The organism is Pseudoalteromonas sp. PS1M3 (assembly GCF_016865405.1).
Lineage (GTDB): Bacteria > Pseudomonadota > Gammaproteobacteria > Enterobacterales > Alteromonadaceae > Pseudoalteromonas > Pseudoalteromonas marina.
Map to the genome: position 1 here is coordinate 3,459,645 of NZ_AP022624.1, position 21,836 is coordinate 3,481,480.

Here is a 21,836-nt window from a genome sequence, read left to right on the forward strand (position 1 = left end):
TTACTTACATTTTGGCTCACACTACTTTGGTGAGATAACGATTTGATGCATTAACGTTTGTGGTAATAGCGCAGTTTGCTTCCCTTCAATATAGTCGCTAAAACCAGCTCTATAAAACTCTGATAGCGGGTGACCCGACTGGCCACCTGGCACGCTTAAAATAGCCTGTTCTAAATGCCCTGGTTGAGCAATAAAACGTTGTGATGCACCAAAACTCTGCCCCTGCACCGCAGGCATATAGGAGTCACCAAATCCTGCAGCGGTTGGCATATTAAGTAACTTTGCCAATAAAGGGATTTGTTTTGCAAAAGGATGCTCGATTACCAGCTCATTTACTTTACCCCACTGCCACTGTTTTATATTTGTGCCAAATTGCTCACTCAATTTATTTACAGTGTGATCAAAAGCACCCGCTAATTGTTCGTCCCAACTATTAAATTGAGGGTTAATCCAAGATGCAAGTCTATTATTAATAAGTTGCCACAGCGCCGGCTCCAACCCACGCTTGATAGGCTTAAGTGTGCCCTCATGCTCATTAAGAGTGACTTCAATATGGTTAAACACAAGGTTAATAACTTCGTCTCTATAGCGTTTAACCAGGGTATAGCCTACCGAAGAAGCACATGCGCATTGCTGCCAGTTTTCAAGCTCTGTGATGTACTTCGCATTTTTAACCTCATTGGTTTTTAACTGCTTGAGTAACAACTCATGCCATGGCATTAAAAAGCGGGCTTGGTTATCAAGCTGTAGTGCGTAAAAGTCGCTCTCGGCAAAGGTTTGTTTTTCAAATAAACGGTCACGAATTTGGCTTGAACGTGCACCTAATGCGTAGCCGCCATTACCAAAACGTGCGTTGTCGCTGGCAGATACAACCCGAGAGTTTCCTGTCCATAATCGCCCGCTGGGTGGGTTTTTAACAAATGGGCGATTAATTTCGTTTTGCTCAAAAAGTGCAGAGTAGTGCTGTGCATTTACACTTAACTCACTGACATTTGTACGCGCCGGAATACCGCCTATATTTTTCCATGCCGCATTACCTAGGCTATCAACAACCATTAAATTCTGTACAGGTATACCCACATTACTTGCAAGGGCGAGCGCATCGTCCACAGTATCTGCTTGCTCAAGCTTTAATAGCTGCATGTTAACCGCATAAGGTTGATGCGCTGCCCAACTAAGTGCATAAGGCTTTTCGTTAATGTATTTTACTGGGCCGTATTCGCTCATTATTAGCGAGTAAGTTTCAACGCCTCCTTCAGGTAATAAAATAGGCTCATCAACAAGCCATGTTTTGCTATCGCTATTTAGCGCAATCCAATCGGCAGTATCTAAATAACCGTTAGTGAAACCCCATGCAATTTTATTATTGGTTCCCACTACAATGGCAGGAGTGCCAGGAAGTGATACGCCTGTTATTTGAGATTGTTTACCATTTTGTGTGTAATTAAGCTGCGCTCTGTACCAAATAACCGGCACCGCCATTGATAAGTGCATATCGTCAGACACCATACCTGCAGCTGTTTTTGTAAGCTCTCCGGTAACGGCCCAATTATTACTACCAAGCTCTTGAGGGGCTTCAATGTGGCTTGCAACATGAGTCGTTTGCGATGCAAGAATGGGTAATTCACCTGCAAATGGGGCTAATTTACTACCATCAAGCGCAGCTTGGTATTGGCTAGGTTGCGTTAAAAAATCAACCATATTTTTACTGTATATTTGCTCTAATTGAATCAAAGTTTGATCGCGATTAAATGTCATGCTTTGTAAATCTAAGTACATGCTAAAAATCACTAATAAGCTGTCTTCGCTTTGCCACGGTTTTTGAGTTGCGCCGGTAATTATATATTCAAAGCTTGCATACCCTACTTGGGCTAAACCTTCGTTTACGCCTTGAGCATAACTTTTTAACAGCTGTTTATCGCGCTCTGGTAAGGTATTTAAAATAGCGAGGCTACGTTTTCGTAGTTGATGAAAACGCATTTTTTTATCAAGCTCAACAGCGGCTTTACCAAATAATTCACTTAGCTCTCCTGCAGCATTACGCCTAAGTAGGTCCATTTGAAAAAATCGGTCCTGTCCGTGCGCATACCCTAAGCCATAAGCGGCATCGTTACGGCTTTTAGCGTTGATAACAGCTTGGCCCAATCTATCACGGGAAATTTTAACGGGTTCATTCACTGCCATACTGCGCCCGTTGCCATCAAGTGCAGGTAAACTTAAGCTAAGTACCCCATACACAACAGCGGTGCCACTCAGCCCTAAAATTACAATTAATAACAACAAGCGTTTGATTAGTTTATACATTGAGTTGCCCTTCCACCCTTTGCGTTGCTTATATAATAACCACAGATTTATTAAATAATCATGATCTTGCTCGCAAAGGATGAAATAAACATCAAAATCCACGATAATGTCACTTCCACACATCGTGCAGAACTAGTTGAGATCAATATGACTGAAAAAACGTTTATCAAAGGTAAAGACCGCGATTTAGAATCGTCAATCTCTACCATGCAAAACAAGCTTAAAGCCCTAAACATTAATGTTGAAGAGGCGCTTTGGCTTAACCCTGTAGCTAACTGTTATTCGGTTCATATAAAAGATAGCGACTGCGGTGTTATGTTTACTAATGGTAAAGGTGCAACTGATAAAGCATCTATTGCTTCTGCACTTGGTGAATATTTTGAGCGTTTAAGCTGTAACTACTTTTTTGCTGACTTTTACTTAGGTGAAGAATTTGCCAACGGCGAGTTTACTCATTACCCAAACGAAAAATGGTTTAAAGTTGAAGGTGAAGAAGTACCTGAGGGCATAATGGACGAAAGCCTGTGGGATTACTTTGATCCAGAGCGCGAACTTAACGCATCACACCTTTTTGATTTTAACTCAGGTAATAACGAGCGCGGCATTTGTACATTGCCATACACGCGCCAACGCGATAACCAAGACGTGTACATTCCAGTAAACGTGATTGGTAATATTTTTGTATCTAACGGTATGAGCGCAGGTAACACCAAGTTTGAAGCGCGAGTTCAGGGCTTGTCTGAAGTATTTGAACGCGCTATTAAAAACCGTATTATTGCTGAAGGCATTTGTTTACCAATCGTGCCTGAAGAGGTTGTTAAGCAGTACCCACAAATTCACGAAGCGTGTGAAGAACTGCGTAGCCATGGTTTTCATTTACGTATCGCCGATGCATCACTAGGCGGTAAATACCCAGTAATGAGCGTAACGCTGATTAACCCAACAGATGGCTCTGTATTTGCCTCGTTTGGTGCTCACCCTTCATTTGAAGTAGCCCTTGAGCGTACGGTTACCGAACTTTTACAAGGTCGCCGCCTTGATCAGCTTGATGTGTTCCAACCAGCTACATTTGATAACGACGAAGTAGCAACGCCTGAAAACATTGAACTGCACTTTATTGATTCTAGCGGTTTAATATCGCATGACTTTTTCCGTGCAACGCCTGATTTTGACTTTGTACACTGGGACTTCAGCGGTACAACAGAGCAAGAATATAACTTCTGTACAGATTTAATTCATAGCATGAACCACGACATTTACATTATGGATTACACGCACTTAAACGTGTATGCATGTCGAATTTTAGTACCGGGCATGTCAGACATTTACCCAGTAGATGAGCTGATTTGGCGTAACAATAACGAAGGCGCTAAATTCCGTGAAGCATTCCTATCGCTTGATCAGTACGATGCTGAGCAATGGATGGACATTTACGATAGCTTAGAGGAAGCCGGCCACAGCGATATTATTCGCGCAGCAGAGTTTATTGGCCTTGCAACCGATGCCGATACACCTTGGCATACGCTACGTATTGGTGAGCTTAAAGCGCACCTATGTTTAGCCGCAGGCAGCGAAGAAGCAATTGATTGGGTTGATTGGATACTGCATACAGGCCAAGTAAACGAGGAGGCAATGCGCCATTTCCGCTGCTTAAAAGCCATTCTTGAAATTAAATACGATGACGAGCGTGAATACGCCGACTACCAAGACGCACTGGGTTTAATGTTTGGTAGCGACAACGTAGCGCTTGCAATTGAAATTGCTGAAGGCCGTACATTATTTAACGGTTTAACCTTCCCGGGTTTATCGCTAGAAGGCTTTAACAAACACGCAGCACTCCTTGATGGCTACCGTAAACTCCACGTAGCTAAACAAAACCATTGGGCACGTGAAGTAAGCGATTCTTAATATTTAGATCGTTAATTATAAAAATAAAATGGCGCTTATGCATAAGCGTCATTTTAATTTGCACAATAAATAGCTATAGTGGAATTGCCTAAATTCAAGCCAATAGTAGCTAATGCCACCAACTAACAATAAAAAAGCAAGTGCGCACAACTATAACCGAACTTTTTGGTTATCGATGACACTACTACTGCTTATTAGTGTTGTACTAGAGCGCATTAATTACACTCGCGTGAAAGACGCTCATCGCCTTCAAATCCTCTCCGATGTAAGCACCTATAGAGCACAACTAGAAGCCATTTTAATTTCTAACATTCAGTTAGTACGCGGCTTAGGCGTGGCTGTTTCTGCGGAGCCTAACTTAAATCAAGAACGCTTTGCACAAATTGCAGCCCCCCTTTTTAATACATCAAAAGAGCTTAGAAATATTGGCGGTGCACCCAATATGATTATTAAAATGACTTACCCGCTTGAAGGAAATGAAGCGGCTCTAGGCCTCAACTTGCTGGCGAATAAAAATCAACGCGCTGACGCTATTAAAGCGCGAGACACCAACACAATTATAATGGCTGGCCCGTTAACGCTAGTGCAAGGAGGTGAGGCACTCATAGCGCGTGTGCCAGTCTATACCCCGCCTGATAAAAATTTTTGGGGATTACTTTCTGTTGTTCTAGATATTAATAAAATTTATAAAAACGCCGGAATTTTAGATCTTAAAGAAAAATATAACGTTGCACTCCAAGGCAGAAATGGGCTGGGCGATAAAGGCGAGTTTTTTTTTGGTGACGCCGCAATATTAAATCAAGATCCCCTCGCATTTTCGTTAAACTTTCAAGGCGGAAGCTGGCAGTTATACGTTGCACCCAAGCAGGGCTGGAGCCCACCCAACTCAGCAGTTTGGCCATTACGTTTAGCAATAATTATTATTTGTGCGTTACTTACATGGGCATTTTTGTTCTTTTTAAAAATGCTTGACCGTCAGCAAAAAAACGAAAGAATGCTAGAAACCATGAGCGATTTGGCGCAAATAGGTGCGTGGTCGTTTAATTTAGAAACCAAGCAAGTTTATTGGTCAGATATGACTAAAAAACTGTTTAAATACCCACTCAATACCCAGCCACAATGGCCTGAAGATTTAAGCTATTTTAAAGAGGGCGAAAGCAGAGAAACGATCAAACCTCTACTCGAACGTGCTATTAAATATGGCCACAGTTACGAAGTTGAACTAGAGGTAATAAACGGCGAAGGGAAAGCTGTATGGGTACTGGTTAACGCAGAAGCTGAACATAAAAATGGTCGATGTGTGCGTATTTTTGGTTCGCTACAAAATATTGATACCCGTAAAAAAATTGAATTAGAAAACAGCTTTACAGCACTACACAATGAAACGTTAGCCTCATTAACGGTTAATAAGCTCATTTTAAACGGTAAACTTAGCCAATCAAAAGACATACTCACTGAGGCTATTTGCCATGCTTTAAAAATTGAGCGTGCCAGCATTCGTTTTTATAACGAAGACCAAACACAGTTAATACCGTTTGCACTTCATAGCGAATTAACACAGGCCGAGAGCGTTGAACTTACTTGGCTTAGAAAACACCTTCCTGACTTTTTTAATATGCTTGATCACCAAGCTGTTTTTAATATTCCCGACGTTATTCATAATTCAGCGCTATCTCCTTTGTCGCCATATTACTTATTGCCACTGGGAATAAAATCGATGCTGTGCGTAACAATCCCTGCCGGCAACGGAGTATTAGGAATAATATGTGCTGAGCAATGCAAAACCACACGCTTGTGGACAAAAAACGAAGAAAGTTTTTTAATCACAGTGGCTACGCTTATAGGCAGTTTACATTCAAGCCAGCAACGCATAGAAGCAGAACAAGAATTAGTAGAAGCTAAGGAATTAGCCGAACAAGCGGTGGCAGCAAAAAGTGAATTTTTAGCAACTATGAGCCACGAAATTCGCACTCCTATGAATGGGGTGCTAGGCATGCTAAATATAATTAAGCAAACAAAGTTAGATCAACAACAAGCACATCATATAGAGCTTGCGCAATCATCTGCCGAATCATTGCTTAATATTATTAATGACATATTAGACTTCTCTAAAATGGAAGCGGGTAAACTTAATATTGATAGTATTCAGTTTAATCTCCCCAAATTATTAGGTGAAGTGGTTGAATCGTTTGCACTAAAAGTAGAGCAAAACAATACAAAACTAATTTTAGACGCAACCCAAATTACAGTAAGTGAAATAATTAGTGATCCGAATAGGCTTAGGCAAATTCTTAATAACCTGATTGGCAATGCTGTTAAATTTACTAAAAATGGTGACGTTATTATTATAGCCAGAGTGGACGACTCCACCGATGGATCCTTTTTAGAGTGCTCAGTAATTGATACTGGTATTGGTATTAATAAAAACCAGCAAACATCATTATTTAATTCATTTACACAGGCCGACACTTCAACTACGCGCCAATTTGGCGGTACAGGCCTTGGGCTAACGATAGTAAAACAACTATGTGAATTAATGGGCGGAAGCGTCAGTGTCAACAGTGTTGAAGGCGAAGGCAGTACGTTTTCATTTAGTGTAAAAATACAGCCTAGATTAAGTAAAGAGCAAGATTTACCAAGCCACCTAATAAACAACAAACGTATTTTAATTATTGATGAATGCCATTTAAATACCAGTATAGCCACTAAACAGCTGATGATTTGGGGGGCCCATGTGGAGTTTATTAATGACTATAATGAGGTGCTGATACATTTAGAAGAGACGACTCATTCATACGATGCAATTTTAGTTGATTATCACTTTTTTTCTGTTGCTGCAAAAACGCAAACAACCGCCTTACAAAACTTTATTAAAAAGTTTAAATGTAAATCAGTAATTATGGCGCCAATGAGTTATTCACAAAAAGAATCAACGCTTAAAATGAATGTCGACTGCATGATTTTTAAACCTCTTACGCCATCAGATCTGTTTGATTCACTCACTAATGAAAAATTTTTAGAGCAGCAATTAAATCAGGCGCAACTCACTAATACACTTACAAAAGCACCTATTAAAGATTCATCAGAGCCCGTTTTATTGTTAGTAGAAGACAATAAAATAAATCAAGTTGTGGCCTCTGCATTGTTAAAAGAGGCCGGAGTGATCTTTGATATTGCTGAAAATGGTGAGCAAGCAATTAGCAAACTAAACGCCAAACAAAATAACCCGTATAAACTTATTTTAATGGATTGCCAAATGCCAATAATGGATGGTTATCAAGCCACGCAGGCAATCAGACAAGGCGGAGCAGGTGAAAAATATAATGCTGTATCAATTATTGCTTTAACGGCTAATGCCATGCAAGGCGATAGAGAAAAATGTATTGCTGCGGGCATGGACGATTACTTAACTAAGCCGCTTGATATGGCCGCCTTAAAACCCAAGTTGCAGCACTGGCTTGGCAGTTAAATAAGGCTTACCACTAATTAGCATTAACAATTAATATTTTTAAGGGTACTTATGCAGTTATCACCACACCAACAACGTGTTATTGGTTGTCTCCTAGAAAAACAAAGCACTACACCAGAGCATTATCCTTTGTCACTGAATGGGTTAACCAATGCATGTAATCAAAAATCGAATCGCGATCCTGTTCTTAATTTAACCGAAAGTGATGTGCAAGTTGCGCTAGATGAACTTAGTGACATGCGCCTAGTTACTGTTGATGAAGCACTTTCGGGGCGAGTAAATAAATACGACCACCGCTTTTGTAATACCGAATTTAGTAGCTTACAGTTTTCAGCACAACAACGTGCCATTATTTGCTTATTGCTGTTACGCGGCGCCCAAACACCCGGTGAATTAAGAACACGCAGCGCTCGTCTCGCTGATTTTAATAATGTAGATGAAGTTGAAAATGCGCTAAATAAATTAATTGAAAATGAGCAAGTTGCCAAGTTACCGCGCGAAGCAGGTAAACGTGAAAGCCGATATATTCATTTATTTGGTGAGCAACCAATTACGCCTGATAGCGATACCATTAATTTACCTAGCGAAGCCATTAAAGATAAAGAGCTAAACGATTTATTACGCGAAGTAGAAGAGTTAAAAGCAGAACTTAACCAGATAAAAGCACATTTAGGGCTTTAAATAAGTAAAACTAAATCACATAATAAGTTTATTGCGTATCACATTTAAAATCTTACAAGGAGCCGGCAATGCGCGCCGAAATAATGGCTGAAATGAAAGTTCAGCCAACCATTGATGTAAACGCTGAGATCTCTCGTCGAGTTAACTTTATAAAAGCACGTTTAGTTGCGGCCCACTCACGCTCGCTTGTGCTTGGTATTAGTGGCGGGGTTGATTCTTCAACTTGCGGCCGTTTATGCCAATTAGCTGTTAACGAATTAAATGAAGAACACAGCACCAACAAATATCAATTTATTGCTGTGCGCCTACCTTACGGCGTGCAAGCTGATGAAGACGAAGCACAAATGGCGGTAGATTTTATTCAGCCAAGTAAGCGTATGACCGTTAATATTCAGCCTGCTGCTGATGCGTTACATGAGCAAGTGTTAATCGCAATGACTAGCAGCGGTGACGCATTACCAGAGCAAGCTCAAATAGATTTTATTAAAGGTAACGTTAAAGCACGCCAACGTATGGTTTCTCAATACGAAATTGCTGGTTTTAGCCAAGGCTTGGTTGTAGGTACCGATCATAGCGCAGAAAACATTACAGGCTTTTACACTAAATTTGGCGATGGTGCATGTGATTTAGCGCCTCTTTTTGGTTTATCTAAGCGCCAAGTTCGCGCACTAGCGACTGCCCTTGGTGCGCCAGCAGTGCTTGTTGAAAAAGCCCCTACAGCCGATTTAGAAAGCGACCGACCGGGCCTCACCGACGAAGAAGCGCTCGGTTTAAGTTACAATCAAATTGATGATTTTTTAGAGGGCAAACCTGTCTCTGAAGAGGTGGAGCAAAAGTTAATCGGTATATATCTGCGCACGCAACATAAACGCCAGCCAATACCAACAATTTACGATTGATATGAGTGATATAAAAAGCAATTAACAGCATCTAGTTTAATTGCTTTTTTGATCGCCCTACTCAAATATTACGTACACATTGCACTTAACGTACTAATATTTATTAAAAACTTGCCAAAGAGAACACTGCATTATATGACATCGCCCATTTTAATCACTGGCGCTGGCCAACGAATCGGCCTAGCCCTTGCTCAGCATTACTTAACCCAAGGGCAAAAAGTGATTATTACTTATCGTACTCGCCATGATGCCGTAGAAAAACTAGCGCAGCAGGGAGTGACTTGTATCCATGCCGATTTCAGTACTGATGCGGGAATTAATGAGTTTATTAATACATTGAAAGCACATACCCAATCCTTAAAGGCTGTTATACACAATGCGTCTAGCTGGGATTGTGAAGCAAATAACCCAGACCACGCCAAGCTTTTTGATAACATGATGCGCATTCATGCCAAAACACCCTACTTAATTAATATGCAGTGCGCTGACTTACTTTTAGCGTACCAGCAAGTTAGCGGTGCTGCGGCTGATATTGTGCACCTTACTGACTATGTGGTTGAAACAGGAAGCCCTAAGCATTTGGCATATGCGGCAAGCAAGGGCGCACTTGATAATCTAACAAAATCGTTTAGTGCTAAATACGCACCAAATATAAAAGTAAATGCGGTTGCGCCTTCGCTTATTATTTTTAATGAGCACGACGACGAACAATACCGCGCTAAAACACTTAAAAAATCATTGATGGGCATCGAACCTGGGTGCCAAGAAATTATAAACAGCATTGATTTACTATTACAAAGTCAGTACATAACAGGGCGCTCTATCCCTGTTGATGGCGGACGTCATTTAAAGTAAAAAACACTGAGACACCTATGCATAACGAATTAAAAGACAGCTACCAAAAAATTATAACCGCCGTAGGCGAAGACGCTGAACGCGAAGGTTTATTAGACACACCAAAACGTGCTGCAAAAGCAATGGAATACCTAACACAAGGGTATCGCCAAACGCTTGATGAAATTACTAATAATGCCGTATTTACCTCTGATGCAGACGACATGGTACTTGTGCAAGATATAGAACTTTACTCTATGTGTGAGCATCACTTGCTACCATTTATTGGGCGCTGCCATATTGCTTATATTCCAAACGGCAAGGTGCTGGGGTTATCTAAATTTGCGCGTATTGTTGATATGTTTTCGCGTCGCTTTCAAATACAAGAACAGTTAACACATCAAATTGCCAAAGCCGTTGAAGAAGTGACTGGTGCAAAAGGTGTAGGCGTTATTGTTGAAGCTAAGCACATGTGCATGATGATGCGCGGTGTAGAAAAGCAAAACTCAAGCATGCGTACATCAGTAATGCTGGGTAACTTTAGAAGCGACCCTAAAACACGCAACGAATTTTTGCAGCTTATTAAAGGGTAATCTATGGCCAACGCAATTATTAATGTTACTAACTTACGCTTACGTACATTTATTGGTTTTAATCCTGAAGAGCGTGAAAAAAAGCAAGACGTAGTGATCAACCTTGAGATTCACTACCCTGCCGACAACGCATGTAAAACCGATGAAGTAGACCAAGCACTTAACTATAAAGTGATCACCAAAGAGGTGATTAGTTTAGTTGAGCAAGGACACTTTTTATTACTAGAAAAGCTAGTCGCTGAAATTCTTGCTGTTTGTCATTCACACCCGAGTGTGAATTATGCTAAAGCCCGTGTAGATAAACCGCATGCGCTTCGCTTTGCTGACTCTGTATCGTTAACACTTGATTGGACAAAGTAGCGTACGTATAGCTTAAATAAGAGCTTCTACTCCCACGGCAAGGGCAATAACCGCTAAATAGCGTGCGCCTTTGCCAAGTGTTACTAAAAGTAAAAACACGCTAAACCTCACTTTAAAAATACCGCCAATAACTGTTAATGGGTCGCCAACAACAGGCAGCCATGCAAACAATAAGCTGTATACGCCATATTTATTAAACTGATTTTGTGCTTTTTCAAGCCCTTGTTCTGATACCGGAAACCACTTTTTATGTTTAAAACGTAAAACTTGCGTGCCTAACCAGTAGTTAACACAGCTTCCCAATACATTACCTAGTGTTGCAACCAACCATAAAAGCCAAAGGTTAACCTGGCTTTGTGTGATCATTCCCACCATGATCACCTCTGAAGAACTAGGCAATAGCGTAGCTGAAATAAATGCGCTTAAAAACAGCGTTAGATAAAGCATAATAACCTTGCGGGGAAAGGTAAAACCCCAGCCTTAGGCTAGGGTCTGTTTATATAAATAATTGAGCGCTTATTTTATCAAATTTAAACTCAGTGGATAATTAAACTCTTTACCTTCATTGGCTTTAATACTCGCTAAAACCACCATAATAAAAGAAAAGATAGCCACAATTGGTAATAAAATTACACCGATCACAACAAACATCAATACAAAACAAATAATATAGGCAATTGCCATGGTTATCTGAAAATTAAGCGCTTTTTTACCATGCTCATTGACCATTTGCATTTCATCTTTTTTAATTAACCAAATAATTAATGGCCCTATTATTGAACCAAACGGCACAATAAATCCAGCAAACGCGCTTAAATGGCACAACATTGCCCATGTGCGCTCATCTTTATTTACTACTTTAACCTGTTGATTTTCTTCCATAACACAATCCTTTAATTTTTATAATGCGGTTTAATTATACACAGGTCTATAAATTTTCTGGCGTATTTATTTACAAAAATCACAGCCTACATCCCTGTGATAAAAAAGTGATAAGTTTGTGAGAGTTTCTGGAGACGATTGTTCAATACTTATCTCGAATCATCACTTACAGGAAATAAAAAATGAAAGCTTCAACTTTTACACTTGCAACTCTTTTAGCGGTAGCTAGCCAGTCAACCATGGCTGCAGAGTTAGACTTAACAATAACCAACCTAACCCAAGGCATTCACTTCACTCCGCTACTCGTTACAGCACACAACAGTGAAGATAAGCTTTTTGAAGTTGCAACTGAAGCTTCTACCGCATTACAAACAATGGCTGAAGGCGGCAACATTGCTGAGCTAATGGCACAAGCCACTGCAGCAGGTAGCGATATGGCTGCAAACCCAGCAGAAGGTCTATTAGCACCATCGTCATCAACCATGACAACACTAATGACGACAGACGGTAACGATTACTTATCAGTGACCGCTATGTTACTACCTACAAACGATGGCTTTGTTGGCCTTGATAGCTGGAAAATACCAACCGAAGCCGGTACCTACACAGTTTACTTAAATGCATACGATGCGGGCACTGAGCAAAATAATGAGCTAGTGGTTGAAGGTTCTGGAGCACCTGGTACGCCAGGTATTCCTGCAGCACCAGGTGGTGATGCGGGTACAGGTGGCGCAGGCTTAACAAGCACCGATAGCAACATTAATGTGCATATTCACCCTGGTACACTAGGTGACGACGACTTAACCGCTGGTAATAGTGATTTAAGCAACACGGTTCACAGATGGTTAAACCCTGTAGCTAAACTAACCGTTACGGTTAAGTAGGAGCGTAATCATGGCATCTTTAAATAACTTTAAAAAAAGCATCGTGGTTGTTGCACTTGCAGCTTCACTTGCAGCCTGTGGCGACAACGACAGTAACGATCCTGTTCAAGTTGTCACACCGCCGACTCCTGAGCCTGTAAGCTATACATTTGATGTAACCGTCAGTAATTTAACCGCAGGGCAGCCACTATCGCCTATTGCCATTATTGCACATACAGAAGGCACACTTTGGCAAATAGGTAGTCCTGCATCGGTTGCATTAGAAACAATGGCTGAAGGAGGCGACAACAGCCAACTACTTGCATTAGAAAACGCCATTGCAAATGCATCAAGCGAAGGCCCTGTTGGACCTGGCGCAAATACTACGATTACATTAACAACAGACTCACTTGAAGCACTCAAGCTTTCACTTGCCACTATGATGGTGAACACAAATGATGGATTTACCGGTCTTAGTGCTTTAGACGTATCTTCATTAGCCGTGGGTGACTCTTTAATTCGCACCACTGTTGCTTATGATGCAGGTACTGAAGCAAATACAGAAGCAGCTGGTACGATACCCGGTCCTGCTGATGGCGGAGAAGGTTTTAATGAAGCCCGTGATGATGTTAATTTTGTAGCAAGACACCCAGGTGTAGTTACAAATGAAGATGGCTTATCTAGTTCAGTACTTAGCCCTGAACATAAGTTTGATAACCCATTAGCAAAAGTGGTTATTACCCGCACTCAGTAATTCGTTTATCAGTATTAACCTTGATATACCAGCTTGTAATGGGGAAGTAGGGGCGCACGGAAGCCCCCTTTTTTACGAGGATAAACAATGCGTCATGAAAAATTACTCATAGTTGAAGACGACAGAGAAATTGGTAAATTAATTACCACACAGCTTACATCGCTAAATTTACATGTGGATCATGTTATAAGTGCTGAGCTGGCTCTAAGAAAAATTGCCAAGCACCCCTACGGGCTTATTTTACTGGATATAAACCTACCGCAAATGGATGGATTAAGTTTATGTCGTAAAATAAAAGAGCACTATCCAACGACCTCCGTTATTTTACTCACCGCACTAAGTAGCGACATGGATAGGGTTATTGGCCTAGAAATGGGCGCAGACGACTATATTTGTAAACCCTTTTTTGCACGTGAACTTCAAGCTAGAGTAAAAACCCAACTTCGACACAGAGCACAGTTACTCGCCAGCCAAAATACCGATGAACCCTCTGTTGCAAGTGAACAAACCCTTAAAGTTGGCTCATTAAACATTGAGTTTGACTCTCATCAAGTGTATTTGGCCGAACAGGCAATTAACCTAACTGCCACCGAGTTTGATTTACTGGTGTATTTTGCACGCCACCCTAACCATGTATTTAGTCGCCAACAACTACTTGATAAAGTCTGGGGCTACCAACATAGCGGTTACGAACATACTGTTAATTCACATATTAATCGGTTACGCGCAAAGCTTGAATTGCACCAATCGACACCTATTATAGAAACCGTTTGGGGTGTGGGATACAAACTCAATCCAAGCCAACTTAATTAAGATTTTTATTATGAGACTTTCTTTGTACCAAAAATTAGCAGTGTCGTTAGCCGTCATTTTTTGTTTTATTTGCGCGCTGGTTTATAGCTGGAGTAAACAACTAGAACTCAACTCTAAACATCATGGAGAACAAAATTTACATTTAGCGCTAGCTGAACATTTAGTACAAGATAACCCATTGATAAAAGAAGGCGTATACGATTACGAAGCCCTTGAAAACCTCTTTCATACCTTAATGTTACTCGGCCCCGCCTTTGAATTTTACTTTGTAGACGAAAACGGCAAAATATTAACTTACTCCGCAGAGCCCGGAAAAGTGAAGCGTACACATATTAATTTAACGCCATTAAAGCACCTTATAGCTAACCCAAGTGCTACACCGGTTTATGGCGACAATCCAAGAAATCCTGATCAACAAAAAATATTTTCTGTGGCGCCTGTTTTTAATAACAACACATTGCAAGGGTATTTATATGTGATTATTGGTGGTGAGGCATACGACACCTCACTCAAGCATATAAAAAGTAACGACTCGTTATTATTGGCTGCCATATGGCTAGGCTCAGCACTCGTTTTTTTATTTATTGCGATGCTTATTTTACTGCGATTTTTTACAAACCCTATTCAACGCCTTGCAAAAGATGTAAGCAATATTGAGGCTGCAAACTACAGCCTAAACGACACAAAACTGAGTATCTATTCAACTCAAAAAAGTAATGAAGTCCATAGCTTAAGCCGAACTATTCAAGCAATGCTCACGCGTATAAACGAGCAATTTAAAGCACTAGAGCAAGGCGATAAACAACGCAAAGAACTACTTACTCACTTATCTCATGACTTACGTACACCACTGGCTTCGTTACAAGGTTTTTTAGAGGTGTTAAATCAGTCAGGTGACAAACTAAGTGCGCAAGAGCAGCAAGAGTACTTGCAAGTATCACTGAATAACTGTGGCCAACTTAAGCAACTAATAGAGCAAATTTTTGAACTCGCACACCTAGAAAATGGCGAAATAAGTATTAACAAAGAAACATTTAACCTAGGTGAACTTATTTACGATTGTATTGCTAAGTTTAGTTTGGCCGTAGAGAAAAAAGGCATTAATTTATCGGTTGAACCAGAAATTTGTGACTTTCCTGTCATTGCCGACATAGCCAAACTTGAGCGTGTTTTAAGTAACTTAATCGATAACGCCATTAGGCATACCCCGCGTGACGGCAGTATTGCTGTACGTGTAAAACGCGGTGATGACAATCAATTATTTGTGCAGGTTTCTGATACCGGCGTGGGTATTAAACACGAAGAGTTAAATGCCATTTTTGATCCTCATTACCAAGCTAGTAATTCTAACAAAGCCGGCCGACAACAAGGTGGTTTGGGCCTTGCTATTTGCCGCGGGCTATTAAAACTCATGGACAGTGAAATAAATGTACAAAGTGAACTAGGCAAAGGCACTATGTTTAGCTTTAATTTGCCACAAAAAAAGGCGTAACTTAACGTTACGCCTTAGCTCATTACTTAGTTGAATTGTGGGACCGCTGACCTTTGCAAATTAAATCAACAGCCCCTAGGGTTTGTTATTTTTTTATACCCGCTAAATCAAGCATAAATGCATAATTTAACGCGGCATCTTCTAGGCGCTTAAATCGCCCAGATGCCCCGCCATGTCCGGCTTCCATATCTATTTTAAATAATAGTTTATTATCATCTGTTTTGTAGTCACGCAGCTTAGCAACCCATTTTGCTGGCTCAAAATATTGAACCTGTGAATCATGTAAGCCTGTAGTAACTAACATATTAGGGTAGTCTTGCTTACTGACTTGATCGTACGGTGAATACGACAACATATAATCGTAATATTCTTTCTCGTTAGGGTTACCCCACTCGCCATACTCGTTAGTTGTAAGCGGAATCGTTTCATCTAGCATAGTAGTAACCACATCAACAAACGCAACCTGTGCAACCATGCCTTTATAAAGCTCAGGGGCTTGGTTTGCCACTGCACCCATTAATAGCCCACCCGCACTGCCGCCTTGTGCAAATATGCTGTCTTTTGCACCATACTTTTGCTCAACTAATGACTTAGTTACATCTACAAAGTCGTTAAACGTGTTCTTTTTGGTAAGTAGCTTACCCGCTTCGTACCACGGGCGACCTAACATTTGCGAACCACGTACATGGGCAATTGCAAATACAAAACCGCGGTCAAGCAACGTTAATCGTGCAGAAGAAAAGCTCGGATCCATTGTTGCACCATACGAACCATAACCGTATTGCAATAATGGGTTAGTGCCATCTTTTTTAAATAACTCTTTTCGATACACCAAACTCACCGGTACTTCTACGCCATCGCGTGCTGTTACAAAAATACGCTCTGAGGCATAGTTGTCTGCGTTAAAGTCACCTAATACTGTTTGTTGTTTTAATAATGTTTTTTCGCCAGTGGCCAAATTAACATCATAAGATGAACCCGGCGTCGTCATACTGGTGTAGTAAACGCGCAGCGTATCGCTGTCTAATTCGTTATTACCGTACGCATTAATTGTATACGCACTGTCGTTAAAGCTTAGTGGTAACTCTTTGCCCGATGTTAAATTACGCGCAATCAGTGTTGATTGGCCCATTTCGCGTTGTTGGTATACTAAGTAGTCATCAAACAACTCAACATCTTCGAGTTTAATTCCCTCGCGCGCAGGGATCACGCTTTGCCAATTTGCTTTATCATCGGCTTTATCAATATCTACTTTCATAAGCTGAAAGTTAACGGCATTTAAATTAGTGACAATGTAATAAGTATTGCCTAATTTGGAAATGCTGTATTCAAGGTTGGCTTCACGTTCAATTAAGCGCTTAGGCTTAGCGTTTACATCATTTGCACTAAGTACTGACAAACCCGATGCATCAGTACTGCTATGCCAAATATAAATTTCTGAGCCGTCTTTGCTCTTGCTCATACCTGTGTAATAGCTTGTGTCTGTTTCTTCGTAAACAAGCTCGTCATCGCTTTGTGGTGTACCAAGCGTATGACGATAAACCTGATACCCGAGTAAGGTTTGCGCGTCTTTTTTGATGTAATAGACTGTTTTATTGTCGTTCGCCCACACAACATAACCACTGGTGCCTTCAAGCGTGTCGTCTAATAATTTACCAGTGCTTAAATCCTTAATTTTTATGTTGTAAACACGGCGACTTACCGTATCTTCACCATACGCCATTAAGTTGTCATTTGGGCTGACATTTAGGCCACTCACCGCAAAATAGTCATGACCTTTAGCCAATTCATTTACGTCTAAAATAACTTCCTGATCGGTGCCTGTAAAATCACTACTGCGCAAGTAAGTAGTGTACTCATTATCGCCGCGAGTTTGCGACGAGTAATAGTACTGGCCGTCTTTTACCGGAACAGAGTCATCATCTTTTTGGATTCGCCCTTTAAGCTCTTCAAATAAACTACTTTGTAATTTTTTAGTATGCGCAAGCATAGCGTCAGAATACGCATTTTCGGCTTCTAAATAGTTAATGATCTCAGGTGCTTTTCGCTCGTCATCTCTGAGCCAGTAGTAATTATCGATACGTGTATCGCCATGAATGGTCATTTCATGGGGTACTTTTTTAGCAATTGGTGCAACCGCTGTTACAGCTTGAGCTGACTCAACTTGAACCGTATTTTTTTGAGTTTCTTCGGGGGCTTTATTACACCCGCTTAAAATAGCAAGCGAGAGTGCAGCAAGTGCAAAGGGAGTACGTGTCATCAGGCAAAGTCCTTATTATTTTTGTTACCTAAATATACCTAAAATTAATACCTTTTGTGATTTAGTTTGTGAAGCTATGTAAAAACGTTAGTATAAATTTTTACTAAAATAGTGTTCATCAGTTACTCTGTTATTACACAGTTTCCTTGGGCTTTATTAATTAAGGTTTTTAATGAATAACGACGTAATCAATATATTAACGATGGCTAAAGTCATACAAACAGCCGTAGCACCTGTATTTTTAATAACGGGTATTGCTGCAACACTTGGCGTTTTATCAAACCGCTTGGCTCGTATTACAGACCGCGCTCGTCAATTAGAACGAAAATTAAAAGTAAGTACAGATGAAGATTTTAATAAATCGCTTGCAACTGAGCTTCGTGCGTTATTAAAACGCTCCCGTTGTATACACATAGCCTTTAGTTTAAGTGTTTTGAGCGCTTTGCTTGTATGCGCAGTGGTTATGCTGTTATTTTTGTCGCACATTCAATCCATAAATTTAGGGGTTACCATCGCCAGCTGTTTTGTAGCTGCTATGGCATTATTAATATGTGCATTTATGTCATTACTTGGTGAGGTATTCTTAGCGACTCGGAGTATGCGCCGCGGGATGATATTTGCCGATATTGATATGAACGATTAATAAAAAGCCCCGCGTACCTTTAATTACGCGGGGCTTTAAATAATTTATTTAAAATAAATTATTGCGCAGTGTAGATAGTTTCTAACACTTCAATTCTAGCTTCTTTTGAAAAACCAGATGCTTTAAGTTGCTCTGAAGCCACTAAAATATCTTGTCCATCATTTACAGCCATAACCGCAATCTTAGTGCCTGGGAAAACAGATACTACTTTTAAGCCCGTTGCTGATGCAATATCACTTGCAGTTTTACCGTCTTTTAATAGAACAGTAATGTTTCCTGATAGTGTGCTTAAGTTATTAGTCAGAATATTGCGTACTAAAGATCCTTTAGTAACTAATTCTGACTCAGTAGCAACATTAACAACTGACATTTCACCTTTCTTCATTACTACATGTTCTTCTGCAGCAACACTTGATGGCACTAAACGTAAGCTTTTCTCTACTTTATAAGAACCAAAGTCAGCTTTATCAAATTTTAAGCTGGCAACCTGCTTTTTAGGTAATTCAAGCTCTTTATCAAAGCTAGTGTTTGCTGTTGCGCTTAATGAGATACACGCGGCAGCACTTAATACGATTAATTTATTAACTTTCATTTTTATAATCCTTACTCTTGACCTGCGTGACCGAATGCACGAAGAGATACACCTTCAAGAACACTCGCTGAGCTATTATTGCTTATACCAATTGCACCTAAACCGTTATCGCCACCGTCACTCAATGCAAAGCTATCTGCACTTGTATCTAGTAAGCGGATTTTCCAAGTACCTTTAGTAGACTCGCCGTAGAAAGCATTTGAAAGCATAACTGCGTCTTTCAATACATAGCCTACGCTCCAGCCATTAGTAAAGCTATATGCCGGGTAAAACAGTGCTTGTTTAGATGACAATAACACACTACGCGTACCCGCTGGTGATGTAACTTCAATTGCTAAATCGTTACCAGCAGATGTTTGTGTACCATCGCTAAAACCAAAGCCCATTTCAGGGTTGCTTACATCAAACTTAAACTGCATTGCTTCAATATTAAGCTCTTCAGTTACTTCAATTTCTTGTGTTAAACCCGTTGCATTGTTATCTGGGATCTCAAGTGTAAGTGCATCTTCAGCAACTACTGAGCCTACGCCATTCCACTCGGTGATTACTTGCTCACCTAAGTTAGCATCGTATGCTTTTGCCATTGCAACTGCAGCACCTGCATCAGCACGACCAAAACCGTACAAGTTATTGAAGTTGTAACCAGCAGCATTTTCTACCCAACCGTCATGAGCAACAAACTCACCTTCACCTACAGTTAAATTAACAGCTTCGTTATCTGCATCAATTAAAGTACTGGTTGATGCTAAAACGTGACGCACATCACGCCAAGTGAGTGCAGGGTTAGCAGAAAGAATTAACGATACTACACCTGATGCATTTGGCGCAGCAGACGATGTACCATTAAATGTCGATGTGTAGTTACAACTTGCATTGTCTTCATGACCTGGGTAGTTAAATGGATATTGGCTTGCAGCAAACTCTTCGCCATAGGCAGCGGCCCAAGCAGTGATAGAACCGCCATTAAAGCCTGAATAACCATTAATACAAGTCATTTGGTCAGTTGTAACCATCGCTGGTGCCCAACGACCATATTCACCCGCTGGCGCTGAAACCATTAAGTTAGCACCTGCGGTTGAGTAGCTAGTATGCTTACCATTTGCATTTACAGCTGCAATACTTAGGTAATAAGGATGGCCTTGGCTTGGCTCAAACGCACCGTTATAACAAGTTAATCCTAATTCGTTAGCGCCGTTATCTTCACATAATGAGCCTTCAGCACCACCATCCACAAAAGAGTTACCACTCGATTTCATGTTTAGTGCACCTTTACCATCACGAAGGTAAAGATTTGGGTAAGACTCTATTGTTTCATCAAGCTCTGAGTAGGCAATAAATGTCGGGAATGTAATACCGTAACTACGGTTAAACGCCGAAATGCTCTCAGACGTGCTAATACCACTGCCAGGGAAACCGTGTGCAAGTAAATCAGTTTGCGCTACTTTTTCACCACCAAGGTAGTTCATACCAATTAGGCCAGTATCTGGTGCAACACCACGGCCGCCTTTACCATTCCAACCTTTTGCAGCAATTAAGCCTGCAACACTAGTCCCATGGTCACCACTGTTAGATGTGCTTGTAGGATCAGTACGGTCTAACGTTTCTGCGTCTAGGTTTAAAGAACGGTTAGGTAATACGTTATCGATTAAGTCTTCGTGGCGAATTTCCATACCCGAGTCAACAACAACAGCAGTTACGCCGGCACCTGTAACACCTTGCGCATAAGCAGCTGCTACATTCATATCTTCGCCAACAACTAGCTCTTCAGCTTCAGCTACAGCAAAGTCTTCATCAAAACGTGCTTGTGCATCTTCTTCAGTAAAACCAAGTTGGTTAACATATAAATCAATAAGGCCTTGCTTCATCTCATCGCTTAATGCGTAAGCTTTTTGGCCTGTATTGTTCAAGTGCCATTGTTGGTTTGCTAGTGGGTCACCAATAGTGCCTGAAACCATAATTTGTGCAGACGCTGTTTTACCATTTGCAGTCACTGTGTAATCGATTACTGCGTCTTCAGTTGTGGCTGGCACATAAGTAAATGACGTACCATCAACTGTTAATGCACCATGACTAAACATGAACACACCGTCTTCAGCTACTACTGCTTCACCGTTTTCAGTGAAGCTGAATGATAATGTATCACCATCAAGGTCACTTGCATTAAATTCAGCTGTCACAGGGATCCATTGTTTTTGATCGCTAACAGCAACATCGCTCGCTTTAGGTGCTACATCCAATACTTGTGGTACTGAGTTTTTATTATCGCTATCACTGCCACATCCAGCTAGTGATACCACTATTGCAGCAGATAATGCTGACATTTTGAAAATATTGTTTTTCATAAATTCTCTTCGTTAGTTGTTTTTATGATGTAAGCAAAATACACAACAGAGCAGCAAATAACAACGCACCATTTACACTCGTTAACAATAAAAAAGATAAATGTAACAAGTTGGTAATTAGCATTTGCTTAGCTTGCTTAAAAATTA

At 40.6% G+C, this 21,836-nt stretch carries 18 protein-coding genes; 12 read left to right on the forward strand and 6 right to left on the reverse strand.

Annotated elements, in window-relative coordinates; all coding sequences use genetic code 11:
• Window positions 1-21: 21 nt before the first annotated feature.
• Complete coding sequence (locus PS1M3_RS16155) at window positions 22-2,304, reverse strand: penicillin acylase family protein (RefSeq protein WP_138740657.1); 2,283 nt, start codon at window positions 2,302-2,304, stop codon at window positions 22-24.
• Between the two features lie 147 nt (window positions 2,305-2,451).
• Between PS1M3_RS16155 and ycaO the strand changes: the two genes are divergently transcribed.
• The 7 genes from ycaO (at window position 2,452) to folX (ending at window position 11,048) form a co-directional block, all read left to right on the forward strand.
• On the forward strand, window positions 2,452-4,212 hold the full coding sequence (gene ycaO, locus PS1M3_RS16160) for a 30S ribosomal protein S12 methylthiotransferase accessory factor YcaO (RefSeq protein WP_203985428.1): 1,761 nt from the start codon (window positions 2,452-2,454) through the stop codon (window positions 4,210-4,212).
• Between the two features lie 112 nt (window positions 4,213-4,324).
• Window positions 4,325-7,681, forward strand: coding sequence for an ATP-binding protein (locus tag PS1M3_RS16165; protein WP_203985430.1), 3,357 nt, complete (start codon window positions 4,325-4,327; stop codon window positions 7,679-7,681).
• A gap of 51 nt (window positions 7,682-7,732) precedes the next feature.
• Window positions 7,733-8,362: a YceH family protein gene (locus PS1M3_RS16170; protein WP_203985432.1), complete on the forward strand. Its 630-nt coding sequence runs from the start codon at window positions 7,733-7,735 to the stop codon at window positions 8,360-8,362.
• 68 nt (window positions 8,363-8,430) lie between these two features.
• Window positions 8,431-9,261: an ammonia-dependent NAD(+) synthetase gene (gene nadE, locus PS1M3_RS16175; protein WP_006792487.1), complete on the forward strand. Its 831-nt coding sequence runs from the start codon at window positions 8,431-8,433 to the stop codon at window positions 9,259-9,261.
• A 135-nt stretch (window positions 9,262-9,396) separates the two neighbouring features.
• A complete protein-coding gene (gene folM, locus PS1M3_RS16180; protein WP_010557917.1) occupies window positions 9,397-10,116 on the forward strand; it encodes a dihydromonapterin reductase in 720 nt (239 codons plus the stop codon).
• Window positions 10,117-10,133: 17 nt separating this feature from the next.
• A complete protein-coding gene (gene folE, locus PS1M3_RS16185; RefSeq protein ID WP_010557916.1) occupies window positions 10,134-10,688 on the forward strand; it encodes a GTP cyclohydrolase I FolE in 555 nt (184 codons plus the stop codon).
• 3 nt (window positions 10,689-10,691) lie between these two features.
• A complete protein-coding gene (folX, locus tag PS1M3_RS16190; protein WP_008129424.1) occupies window positions 10,692-11,048 on the forward strand; it encodes a dihydroneopterin triphosphate 2'-epimerase in 357 nt (118 codons plus the stop codon).
• A 12-nt stretch (window positions 11,049-11,060) separates the two neighbouring features.
• Here folX and PS1M3_RS16195 read toward each other — a convergent pair whose 3' ends face one another.
• Window positions 11,061-11,495 (reverse strand): YqaA family protein, encoded by a 435-nt coding sequence (locus tag PS1M3_RS16195; protein WP_006792491.1) that lies wholly within the window; start codon window positions 11,493-11,495, stop codon window positions 11,061-11,063.
• A 69-nt stretch (window positions 11,496-11,564) separates the two neighbouring features.
• Window positions 11,565-11,930: a DUF4870 domain-containing protein gene (locus PS1M3_RS16200; protein ID WP_006792492.1), complete on the reverse strand. Its 366-nt coding sequence runs from the start codon at window positions 11,928-11,930 to the stop codon at window positions 11,565-11,567.
• Between the two features lie 182 nt (window positions 11,931-12,112).
• Here PS1M3_RS16200 and PS1M3_RS16205 point away from each other — a divergent pair, with 182 nt between their 5' ends.
• The 4 genes from PS1M3_RS16205 to PS1M3_RS16220 all read left to right on the forward strand — a co-directional run bounded on the left by PS1M3_RS16205 (window position 12,113) and on the right by PS1M3_RS16220 (window position 15,852).
• Window positions 12,113-12,814 (forward strand): spondin domain-containing protein, encoded by a 702-nt coding sequence (locus PS1M3_RS16205; RefSeq protein WP_006792493.1) that lies wholly within the window; start codon window positions 12,113-12,115, stop codon window positions 12,812-12,814.
• A gap of 10 nt (window positions 12,815-12,824) precedes the next feature.
• A complete protein-coding gene (locus tag PS1M3_RS16210) occupies window positions 12,825-13,547 on the forward strand; it encodes a spondin domain-containing protein (RefSeq protein WP_008129420.1) in 723 nt (240 codons plus the stop codon).
• 87 nt (window positions 13,548-13,634) lie between these two features.
• Window positions 13,635-14,360: a response regulator transcription factor gene (locus tag PS1M3_RS16215; RefSeq protein ID WP_008129419.1), complete on the forward strand. Its 726-nt coding sequence runs from the start codon at window positions 13,635-13,637 to the stop codon at window positions 14,358-14,360.
• A 10-nt stretch (window positions 14,361-14,370) separates the two neighbouring features.
• The gene (locus PS1M3_RS16220) at window positions 14,371-15,852 is read left to right on the forward strand and encodes a cell wall metabolism sensor histidine kinase WalK (RefSeq protein ID WP_203985435.1); all 1,482 of its coding nucleotides are present in this window, start codon (window positions 14,371-14,373) and stop codon (window positions 15,850-15,852) included.
• Between the two features lie 85 nt (window positions 15,853-15,937).
• On the opposite strand, the gene PS1M3_RS16225 is transcribed toward PS1M3_RS16220, so the two are convergent.
• A complete protein-coding gene (locus PS1M3_RS16225; RefSeq protein ID WP_203985449.1) occupies window positions 15,938-18,112 on the reverse strand; it encodes a S9 family peptidase in 2,175 nt (724 codons plus the stop codon).
• A gap of 172 nt (window positions 18,113-18,284) precedes the next feature.
• On the opposite strand from PS1M3_RS16225, the gene PS1M3_RS16230 reads away from it, so the two are divergent.
• Window positions 18,285-18,755 (forward strand): DUF2721 domain-containing protein, encoded by a 471-nt coding sequence (locus PS1M3_RS16230; protein ID WP_006792500.1) that lies wholly within the window; start codon window positions 18,285-18,287, stop codon window positions 18,753-18,755.
• A gap of 58 nt (window positions 18,756-18,813) precedes the next feature.
• Here the strand turns inward: PS1M3_RS16230 and PS1M3_RS16235 are convergent, their stop codons facing one another.
• Together PS1M3_RS16235 and PS1M3_RS16240 are read right to left on the reverse strand one after the other, a co-directional pair.
• Window positions 18,814-19,347 (reverse strand): hypothetical protein, encoded by a 534-nt coding sequence (locus PS1M3_RS16235; RefSeq protein ID WP_203985450.1) that lies wholly within the window; start codon window positions 19,345-19,347, stop codon window positions 18,814-18,816.
• 11 nt (window positions 19,348-19,358) lie between these two features.
• Window positions 19,359-21,689 carry a S8 family serine peptidase gene (locus PS1M3_RS16240; RefSeq protein ID WP_203985452.1) on the reverse strand — a complete coding sequence of 777 codons (2,331 nt, stop codon included), beginning with the start codon at window positions 21,687-21,689 and terminating at the stop codon, window positions 19,359-19,361.
• Window positions 21,690-21,836 lie beyond the last annotated feature (147 nt).